4 protein-coding genes are annotated in these 2,032 nt (G+C 73.2%); 2 read left to right on the top strand and 2 right to left on the bottom strand.

Features of this window, described 5'->3' with window-relative positions:
- Positions 1-1,326, bottom strand: a 1,326-nt coding sequence (locus VK640_16470; GenBank protein ID HTE74772.1) for an FAD-dependent oxidoreductase, incomplete at its 3' end; no start/stop codon positions are given.
- Complete coding sequence (locus VK640_16465) at positions 1,323-1,616, bottom strand: UBP-type zinc finger domain-containing protein (protein HTE74771.1); 294 nt, start codon at positions 1,614-1,616, stop codon at positions 1,323-1,325. The genes VK640_16470 and VK640_16465, both read right to left, overlap by 4 nt.
- A 78-nt stretch (positions 1,617-1,694) precedes the next feature.
- Here VK640_16465 and VK640_16460 point away from each other — a divergent pair, with 78 nt between their 5' ends.
- Both VK640_16460 and VK640_16455 read left to right on the top strand, forming a co-directional pair.
- Positions 1,695-1,925, top strand: coding sequence for a DUF2630 family protein (locus tag VK640_16460; GenBank protein ID HTE74770.1), 231 nt, complete (start codon positions 1,695-1,697; stop codon positions 1,923-1,925).
- On the top strand, positions 1,926-2,032 hold a 107-nt coding region (locus VK640_16455; protein HTE74769.1), incomplete at its 3' end, for a sulfite oxidase-like oxidoreductase.

The raw sequence follows: 2,032 nt of genomic DNA, 5'->3' as shown, positions 1-2,032 counted from the left end.
CTGGTAGCCCACGTTGGACAGCGCCTCGAGCTGCTCGACCAGGTAGGCCGACATGCCGTGGGTCAGCGACGGGGCGCGCACGACGATGGTCACCGACTTGGCCACCCGGGCGAAGAACACCGCGGCCTGCCCGGCCGAGTTGGCCCCGCCCACGACGACCACGTCGGCGTCGGCGCACTCATCGACCTCGGTGGCGGCCGAGCCGTAGAAGAGGCCGCTGCCGGTGAGCTCTGCGCAGCCCGGGGCCTCGAGGTCGCGGTACGAGACCCCGGTCGCGACGACGACGGCGTGCGCGGCGACCTCCGTCTCGTCGCCGAAACGCACGACCCGGGCAGGCCCGTTGGCGCGCAGCCCGACGACGTCGCGGGCGGTGAGGATCTCGGCACCGAACCTGGTCGCCTGGCGACGCGCCCGGTCGGTCAGCTGGGCGCCCGAGACGCCGTCCGGGAAGCCCAGGTAGTTCTCGATCCGCGACGACTGACCGGCCTGGCCACCGGTCGCCTGCCGCTCGACGAGCAGCGTGCGCAGCCCCTCCGAGGCGCCGTAGACCGCGGCGCCGAGCCCGGCCGGCCCGCCGCCGACCACGACGAGGTCGTAGAAGTCGGTGGCCGGCGTCGTCGACAGCCCGACCGCGGCCGCGACCTCGGCGGTGCCCGGCGCCACCAGGGCCTCCCCGTCGGGGGTTACCACGAGTGGCAGCCGGCTGCCGTCGGCGCCGGCCGCCTGCAGCAGCCGCTGGCCCTCCGGCTCGTCGACGACCACCCAGCGGTAGGGCACGGCGTTGCGGGCGAGGAAGTCGCGGACCGCGAACGACGGCGCCGACCAGCGGTGGCCGACCACCTTGGTCTCGCGCACCTCCGGGGACGCCTCGGACTCGAACATCTCGATCATCTCGTCGACGACCGGGTAGAGCTTCTCCTCCGGCGGCTCCCACGGCTTGAGCAGGTAGTGGTCCACGTCGACCACGTTGATGGCCGCGATGGCGGCGTCGGTGTCGGCGTAGGCCGTCAGCAGCGCCCGCCGCGCGCGAGGGAACAGGTCCATCGCCGCCTCGAGGAACTCGATGCCGCTCATCTCCGGCATCCGGTAGTCGGCCAGCAGCACAGCCACCTGCTCGCCGCGCAGCTTGAGCTCGCGCAGCGCCTCCAGCGCCTCGGGGCCAGACGAGGCCCGAAGCACCCGGTGGTGCTCGCCGTAGCGCCGGCGCAGGTCGCGCGCCACCGCGCGCGACACCGACGGGTCGTCGTCGACGCTGAGCAGCACCGGACGCGCCGCCTGGTCCGGGGGACCGGTGCCGGGGCTCGTCGTGGCGGTCGGCGCGGTCACGGGTGGGAGTACGACGGGGCGTCGACGAGGTCGAAAGCCACCTCGTCGACGTAGCACCACCACCAGCCCTCGCCCGGCTCGTAGGACGAGACGAGCGGGTGGCCGGTGGCCGCGTTGTGGGCGGTCGCGTGCTTGTTGGGGGAGGAGTCGCAGCAGCCGACGTGGCCGCAGACCCGGCACATGCGCAGGTGCTGCCACCGGTCCCCGGTGCGCAGGCAGTCCTCGCAGCCGGTGGACGAGGGCTCGGCGGCCTCGTCCACGACGTCGAGGTGGGTGCACGCGTCAGCCATGTGTCCTCCGTCCGAGGGATCCGCGCCCTCACCGATCGTCTTGCCGACCCCTTGCAGACTAGGACTAGATTCGCGCCCATGAGCGACGCGGACATCCACCGGACGATCTCCGACCTGGTGACCGAGGAGCACCGGCTGCGGTCCGACCAGGTGGACGAGGACGGGCGGTCCCGGCTGGCCCAGATCGAGGAGAGCCTCGACCAGTGCTGGGACCTGCTCCGGCAGCGGCATGCCCTGCGCGACTCCGGTGCCGACCCCGAGCAGGCGCACGAGCGTCCGGCGCGTGACGTCGAGGGATACCTCCAGTAGATGGGCATCGTCACGCCCGGCTTCACCGGACGACCTCGCGACGAGGCACCGGACCTGCCTCCGGGCCAGTACCTCACCCACGACTTCCCAGTGCTGTCCGCCGGCCC

This window comes from Actinomycetes bacterium (genome assembly GCA_035489715.1).
Lineage (GTDB): Bacteria > Actinomycetota > Actinomycetes > JACCUZ01 > JACCUZ01 > DATHAP01.
Note: the sequence above shows the minus strand (reverse complement) of the source record. Positions and strands in the feature narration are given on the sequence as shown.